Consider the following 6,889-nt stretch of genomic DNA (forward strand, 5'->3'; position numbering starts at 1 on the left):
CCGGTGAGGGGCGCGGCCTTCGTGGGTGCGAGCGGTTACTTGCCGAGCTCGTGCATCCAGCCGTGGGTGTCCTCGGCGATGCCGCGCTGGATGTCCAGCAGGCGCTCGCGCAGCTTGAGGGTGACCTCACCGGGGGTGCCGTCGCCCTGGGTCCACTCGCCGTCCGCGGACTTCACGGTGCCGACGGGCGTGATGACGGCCGCGGTGCCGCAGGCGAAGACCTCGGTGAGGGTGCCGTTCTCGGTGTCGGCGCGCCACTGGTCGATGGAGACGCGGCCCTCCTCGGAGGCGTAGCCGAGGTCACGGGCGACGGTGAGGAGGGAGTCGCGGGTGACGCCGGCGAGCAGCGAGCCGGTGAGGGAGGGGGTGACGATCCGCTTGCTGCCGTCCTCCTGCCCGTACACGAAGTAGAGGTTCATGCCGCCCAGCTCCTCGACCCACTTGTGCTCGACGGCGTCGAGGTAGGCGACCTGGTCGCAGCCCTGCGCGGCGGCCTCGGCCTGGGCGAGGAGGGAGGCGGCGTAGTTGCCCCCGGTCTTGGCGTCGCCCATGCCGCCGGGGACGGCGCGCACCCGGTCCTGGGAGAGCCAGATCGAGACCGGCTTCACTCCGCCGGGGAAGTAGGCGCCGGCGGGCGAGGCGATGACGAGGAAGAGGTACTCGTTGGCCGGCCGGACACCGAGACCCACCTCGGCGGCGATCATGAACGGGCGCAGGTAGAGGGACTCCTCGCCACCGTGCGACGGGACCCATGCCTGGTCCTGCTGGACCAGGACGTCGCAGGCCTCGATGAAGGTCTCGACCGGCAGCTCCGGCATCGCGAGCCGGGAGGCGGACCGCTGGAAGCGGGCGGCGTTGGCCTCCGGGCGGAAGGTGGCCACCGTGCCGTCGGGCTGCCGGTAGGCCTTGAGCCCCTCGAAGATCTCCTGCGCGTAGTGCAGCGTCATGTTGGCCGGGTCCATCGACAGCGGCCCGTACGGCACGAGCTGGGCGTCGTGCCAGCCGCGGCCCTCGGTCCAGCGGATGGTCACCATGTGATCGGTGAAGTAGCGGCCGAAGCCGGGGCTGGCCAGGATCGCCTCGCGCTCCGCGTCGGACAGCGGGTTCGAGGAGGGCTTGAGCTCGATCGTGGGCGTCGTCATGAGTGCGTGTCCTTCACCGGTCTTGTGTGTGATGGACCGCGCTCACGCCCGCTCCCGCCCGGCAGTCGCCGGGCAGGTTGTAGGACGTCCGAGCTCTACCGCGAGCCGCGGTCCCGCGTTCGATTATCTCCCGGGGGCGGCCCTGCACGAAATGACGTGTTTGCGGTGTCGTTCACGATGACGCTCGCGCGACGCGAGAACGCGGTCCAGGGGTCGATGGTGGCACCCGGAGACCGCAAGGAGAAGCCGCCGGGTGCGGTTGCGACCCGGCGGCTTCGAAGTGGAGACGTCGGGTCAGCTCGCTACGCGTACCGCGAGCGCGTCGCCGATCTCATCGGTGGTGCGTGCATGCTTTCCGTCACGCTCCGCGAGGTCGGCGGAGACGGCCTCCTCGATGCGCACGGCCTCGGCCTCGTAGCCGAGGTGGCGCAGCAGGAGGGCGACGGAGAGGATCGTGGCGGTCGGGTCGGCCTTGCCCTGACCCGCGATGTCGGGCGCGGTACCGTGCACCGGCTCGAACATGGACGGGAAGGCACCGGTCGGGTTGATGTTGCCGGAAGCGGCCAGGCCGATGCCGCCGGTCACGGCCGCGGCCAGGTCGGTGAGGATGTCACCGAAGAGGTTGTCGGTGACGATGACGTCGAAGCGCTCCGGCTGCGTGACGAAGAAGATCGTCGCGGCGTCGACGTGCAGATAGTCGGTGGTGACCTCGGGGTACTCGGCCGCGACCTTGTCGAAGGTGTTCTTCCACAGGTGGCCGGCGTACACGAGGACGTTGTTCTTGTGGACCAGCGTCAGCTTCTTGCGCGGGCGGGCCGCGGCACGCGCGAAGGCGTCACGCACGACGCGCTCGACACCGTAGGCGGTGTTGACGCTGACCTCGGTGGCGACCTCGTGCTCCGTGCCCGTGCGCAGCGAACCGCCGTTGCCCGTGTACGGGCCCTCGGTGCCCTCGCGGACGACGACGAAGTCGATCTCGGGGCGGCCGGCCAGCGGGGTCGCGGTGTTCGGGAAGAGCTTCGACGGCCTCAGGTTGATGAAGTGGTCGAAGGCGAAGCGCAGCTTCAGCAGCAGCCCGCGCTCCAGCACGCCCGACGGCACGGACGGGTCGCCGATGGCGCCGAGCAGGATGGCGTCGTGGCCCTTGAGGGCTTCGAGCTCCGCGTCGGGGAGGGTCTCACCGGTGCGATGCCATCGCTGGGCCCCGAGGTCGTACTCCTTGGTCTCCAGCTTCACATCCTGCGGGAGAACAGCGTTGAGAACCTTGAGGCCCTGGGTGACGACCTCCTGGCCGATACCGTCGCCGGGGATCACTGCGAGATCGATGCTGCGAGACATAGCAGGCACCTTAGCCCTCCGTCCCACCCCATGACATTCGACGTCCACGATGCGGACAGTCGAAGGTGCCGTGCGGGCAGGATCGCACCCTCAGTGGCCCGTGGAACCGCCGTTGTCCCGGCGGTCGAGGGCCCGCTGCAGGGCTGCGGCGGCGTTCTTGCGCTCCGACTCGGCGGCGCGGGGGGTGTGACGGACGCGGCGGACAGTGGTCTCGGCCATGAGGGATCGACTCCTTGAGATCGCGTGGATTTCGGGATCGGGACTTCGCGCAACGGATGTCGAGATCGGGATTTCGAAGCGCCTGAAGGGGCGGGGAGCGGATGCCGCAGGGATTGCCTGCTTCGGGCACGCTCACGCACGCCGGTCGCTGGATCAGCGATTCGTTCGGCTCCTACAAAGTTAGGACAGCTCGGGCCATCTGTCTCTACAGATACTCGGACTTCCTACTATCTGAGACGGCGGCGGCGGACACCCACCGCCCGGCAAGGGATTCGCCGCGGCCGGAGGGCGCGGCGCCCCCGTGCGGACGGACCGGGCGTCAGCCCCCGGGCGTCGCCGATGGGCCGCCCGCCAGATAGCGGGTGAGCATGGCGACGAGTTCGTCCTCGAACCGCGCGATGTCGACCTGGCCGGCCCCGCCATCACCCTGTGCACCACCTCCACCGTGGAAGTGACGAGCCGGGCGGCGATGTCCACGTCCGTGACCCGCACGTCCGGATGGTTCCGGAGCAGCCTGCGGGCGCAGGCGATCCGCCTCTGCTCGCTGTGCGCGACCCGCTCCAGCAACTCCGGCGCACGGGGACCCTGTTCCATCATCACGCGGAGCAGCTGCGGGTCCTCGCGGTGGTTCTCGACCACGCTCCGCACATAGAGGCGCATGATGCCCTCGATGGAGTCCGGCGGCAGTCCGTCCTGGCCCAGCGGAGCGGCGGCCGTCCCGGCGTCGAGATGCCGGGTCAGCAGCTCGACCAGAATCGCATCTTTGTTCGGGTAGTACTGGTACAGCGACCCGATCGACACCCGGGCCCGCTCCGGGCACCCCGTCCCGTCCGGGTGCCGCGAAGGCGTCTGCGGCAGCTGTGAAGTTCACCGTCCTGGACGGCGCACCCCACCCGAGCACCGGGACGACATCGGCGCTCCGAGCGCCGGATGTACGCCTGCGTGTCACGGGCACTGTCTCCCCGGCTCGTCCTCGACCTCTGAAAGGCACCACGAACAGCACGCGACCGGGGCGTGCCGGGGTCGGGCACCGCGCTCCACTCCTCCTGGGGGGGCACGGTGCCCGACGTCGGCCGACACGTCTCAGAGAGCCACGGTGAGCTGCGCCTCGATGTGCGCGCGCAGGACGCCGGCCATGTCCGTGGTGCAGTCGCTGAGCAGCCACTGCACCTGGAGCCCGTCCATCAGGGCGATCAGCTGCCGGCCCGCGGCGTCCGGAGCGATACCCGCCCGCAGCGCGCCCTCCAGGCGCGCCTGTTCGTAGGCGAGCTGGGCGCCCGTCACCGAGTTCTCGTAGCGGCGCACGAAGTACTTGTGGGCCGGGTGGTCGGCGGCCGTCGCCTCGGCGGAGACGACCGAGAACAGCTCGACGATCCCGCGCCGTCCGGAGTTCATCGCCGCCAGCTCGGCGAACCGCCGCAGCCGTCCGACGCCCGTGGTGCCGCCGAGCGAGAGCCACTCGTCGTCCACGTCGTCGCGGTGCTCCAGCACCGCGAGCAGCAGCGCCTCCTTGGTCGGGAAGTGATGCAGCAGGCCGGTGTGCGAGATGCCGCAGCGGGTCGCGATCACCCGCAGCGACGCACCCCGGTAGCCGGCCTCACCGAACAGGGCCATGGCCTGGTCGAGGATCTCTCGCCGCTTCGCGCGGCCCTTCGCGTAGCCACGAGGCGCTTCGGCCGTCACTCGCCACTCTCCCGGTCCGCCGGCATCGGTCAGGCCGGCACTTCGGTGCATCGGATTCCCATTCAACTCTCCGGAGGGTCCGGCCCCGGAGCATCCGCCTCCGTGAATTCGATTCCCGGAGATACTTACCAGCTGGTCGGTATTGACTCTATGGTGAATGCGAACCGTGTCGCGAAAGGACCCCCCGTGTCCCCCTCCCTGCCCTATCTCGACCCCGCGCTCTCCGTGGCGGAGCGGGTCGCCGATCTCCTGGGGCGCATGACGCTGCCCGAGAAGGTCGGCCAGATGCTCCAGCTGAACGCCAAGGAAGGGGTGCGGCACTTCGTCGAGGACCTGCACGTGGGGTCGATCCTGCACACCTCGCCCGAGCGGGTCCTGGAGGCCGCGGAGCTGACCGACCGGTCCCGGCTGCGCATCCCTCTGCTGGTCGCGGAGGACTGCATCCACGGGCACTCCTTCTGGGAGGGCGCCACGATCTACCCCACCCAGCTCGGCATGGCCGCGACCTGGGACGCGGAGCTGGTGGAGCGGATCGCGCGGGCCACGGCGGTCGAGGTCGCGGCGACCGGCGTGCACTGGACGTTCTCACCGGTGCTCTGCATCGCCCGGGATCTGCGCTGGGGCCGGGTCAGCGAGACGTTCGGCGAGGACCCTCATCTGATCGGGGAGCTGGCGTCGGCGATGGTGCGCGGGTACCAGGGCGACGGTCTGGCCGACCCGACCGCGATCCTGGCATCGGCCAAGCACTTCGCGGGGTATTCGGAGACGCAGGGCGGCCGGGATGCCAGTGAGGCGGACATCTCGCGGCGCAAGCTCCGGTCCTGGTTCCTGCCGCCGTTCGAGCGGGTCGCCAGGGAGGGCTGCCGGACGTTCATGCTCGGCTACCAGTCCATGGACGGCGTGCCGATCACGGTGAACGACTGGCTGCTCAACGACGTGCTGCGCGAGGAGTGGGGCTACACCGGGACGCTGGTGACCGACTGGGACAACGTCGGCCGCATGGTGTGGGAGCAGAAGGTGTACGCCGACTACGCCCAGGCCGCCGCGGCGGCGGTCCGCGCGGGCAACGACATGGTGATGGCGACCGAGGGGTTCTTCGAGGGGGCCCTGGAAGCGGTCGGGAACGGCACGCTGGGCGAGGCGGAGATCGACGCGGCCGTGCGCCGTGTCCTGACGCTCAAGTTCGAGCTCGGCCTGTTCGAGGACCCCCGCCGCCCCGACACCGCCCGCCAGGCCGAGATCATCGGCAGCGCCGGGCACGCCGTACTGAACCTGGAGGCGGCCCGGCGCTCACTGGTGCTGCTGACCAACGACGGCTCACTGCCGCTGGCCGGCGGTCTCACGGCGGGGGACGACGGGCGGGCCGCCGGGGCCCCCGGCCCCCGTACGGTCGCGGTGATCGGGCCGAACGCGGACGACGCGCAGACCCAGCTGGGTGACTGGGCGGGCTCGTCGGGCCAGGTGGACTGGCTCCCGGACGGCCAGCCGCGCGCCATGATCCGTACCGTCCTCGACGGCTTCCGCGAGCACGCGCCCGCCGACTGGACGGTCCTGTACGCGCGGGGCGCCAGGATCCTCGACGTGGGCGCGGACCCGGAGGGGCAGTTCTTCCCCGACGGCCAGCCCCGCCCGGAGGTGGTCGTCCCCGCCGAACCGGACACCGCGCTGATCGGCGAGGCGGTCGCCGCCGCCGAGGCCGCCGATTACGTCGTCGTCGTGGTCGGCGACCGCATCGAGCTGGTCGGCGAGGGCAAGTCCACCGCGACCCTGGAGCTTGTCGGCGACCAGGTCGCGCTGCTCGACGCGCTGGCGGCGACCGGCAAGCCGCTCGTCGTCGTGGTCATCAGCTCGAAGCCCCTGGTGCTCCCGCCGTCCGCGCTCAACGCGTCCGCGATCGTGCATGCCTTCAACCCGGGCATGCAGGGGGGCCGGGCGGTGGCCGAGGTCCTGCTGGGCATCGTGGAGCCGTCGGGGCGGCTGCCCGTCTCCTTCGCCCGGCACGCGGGTCAGCAGCCGACGTACTACAACCAGATCCGCGGTCAGCACGGCTCCCGGTACGCCGACCTCACCCAGCGTCCGGCCTTCGTGTTCGGCGAGGGCCTGAGCTACACGACCGTCGCGTACTCCGACCTGGAGGTGCTCACGGCGAGCGTCGGGGAGAGCGACACGCTCCGGGCACGCGTCACCGTCCACAACACCGGCGAGCGGCCGGTACTGGAGACCGTGCAGGTGTACGTCAGCGACACCGTGACATCCGTGACCTGGGCCGAGAAGGAGCTCAAGACCTACCGGCAGGTGACGCTCGCCCCGGGCGAGGCCCGCGAGGTCCTGCTGGAGCTGCCGGTCTCCGAGTGCACCCTCGTGGACGCGGCGGGCCGGCGCGTGGTCGAGCCCGGCGCCTTCGAGCTGCTCGTCGGCCCGTCCTCGGGCGACGACACCCTCCTGCGGGCGGGCTTCAACGTGAAGGGCTGAGGCCGCCGCGCGACCGCTGCCCGCCACGTCCTCCG

At 70.8% G+C, this 6,889-nt stretch carries 6 protein-coding genes and 1 pseudogene; 2 read left to right on the forward strand and 5 right to left on the reverse strand.

Annotated features, from left to right (window positions below; translation table 11 throughout):
- Positions 1-35: 35 nt before the first annotated feature.
- From ACFWFI_RS39420 to ACFWFI_RS39435, 4 genes are all read right to left on the reverse strand, one after another.
- Complete coding sequence (locus tag ACFWFI_RS39420) at positions 36-1,142, reverse strand: branched-chain amino acid aminotransferase (protein WP_387400245.1); 1,107 nt, start codon at positions 1,140-1,142, stop codon at positions 36-38.
- 294 nt (positions 1,143-1,436) lie between these two features.
- On the reverse strand, positions 1,437-2,480 hold the full coding sequence (locus tag ACFWFI_RS39425) for a 3-isopropylmalate dehydrogenase (protein ID WP_387400248.1): 1,044 nt from the start codon (positions 2,478-2,480) through the stop codon (positions 1,437-1,439).
- A 90-nt stretch (positions 2,481-2,570) separates the two neighbouring features.
- A complete protein-coding gene (locus ACFWFI_RS39430; protein ID WP_387400250.1) occupies positions 2,571-2,699 on the reverse strand; it encodes a hypothetical protein in 129 nt (42 codons plus the stop codon).
- Positions 2,700-2,879: 180 nt separating this feature from the next.
- Positions 2,880-3,359, reverse strand: coding sequence for a hypothetical protein (locus tag ACFWFI_RS39435; protein WP_387400256.1), 480 nt, complete (start codon positions 3,357-3,359; stop codon positions 2,880-2,882).
- A gap of 133 nt (positions 3,360-3,492) precedes the next feature.
- Between ACFWFI_RS39435 and ACFWFI_RS39440 the strand changes: the two are divergent.
- Positions 3,493-3,683 (forward strand): annotated as a pseudogene (locus ACFWFI_RS39440) (2Fe-2S iron-sulfur cluster-binding protein); the annotation flags it as partial.
- Positions 3,684-3,782: 99 nt separating this feature from the next.
- On the opposite strand, the gene ACFWFI_RS39445 reads toward ACFWFI_RS39440, so the two are convergent.
- Positions 3,783-4,382: a TetR/AcrR family transcriptional regulator gene (locus ACFWFI_RS39445; RefSeq protein ID WP_387400252.1), complete on the reverse strand. Its 600-nt coding sequence runs from the start codon at positions 4,380-4,382 to the stop codon at positions 3,783-3,785.
- A gap of 150 nt (positions 4,383-4,532) precedes the next feature.
- Between ACFWFI_RS39445 and ACFWFI_RS39450 the strand changes: the two genes are divergently transcribed.
- Complete coding sequence (locus ACFWFI_RS39450; RefSeq protein WP_387400254.1) at positions 4,533-6,854, forward strand: exo-beta-d-1,3/1,6-glucosidase; 2,322 nt, start codon at positions 4,533-4,535, stop codon at positions 6,852-6,854.
- The last annotated feature ends 35 nt before the right edge of the window (positions 6,855-6,889 follow it).

Source organism: Streptomyces sp. NPDC060209 (genome assembly GCF_042728155.1).
Classification (GTDB): Bacteria; Actinomycetota; Actinomycetes; order Streptomycetales; family Streptomycetaceae; genus Streptomyces.

Bases quoted from the DNA above. Each gene is read 5' to 3' on its own strand.
- ACFWFI_RS39425 (WP_387400248.1), bottom strand. From the start codon at position 2,480: ATGTCTCGCAGCATCGATCTCGCAGTGATCCCCGGCGACGGTATCGGC.
- ACFWFI_RS39430 (WP_387400250.1), bottom strand. From the start codon at position 2,699: ATGGCCGAGACCACTGTCCGCCGCGTCCGTCACACCCCCCGCGCCGCC.
- ACFWFI_RS39435 (WP_387400256.1), bottom strand. From the start codon at position 3,359: ATGCGCCTCTATGTGCGGAGCGTGGTCGAGAACCACCGCGAGGACCCG.
- ACFWFI_RS39450 (WP_387400254.1), top strand. From the start codon at position 4,533: ATGGTGAATGCGAACCGTGTCGCGAAAGGACCCCCCGTGTCCCCCTCC.
- ACFWFI_RS39420 (WP_387400245.1), bottom strand. From the start codon at position 1,142: ATGACGACGCCCACGATCGAGCTCAAGCCCTCCTCGAACCCGCTGTCC.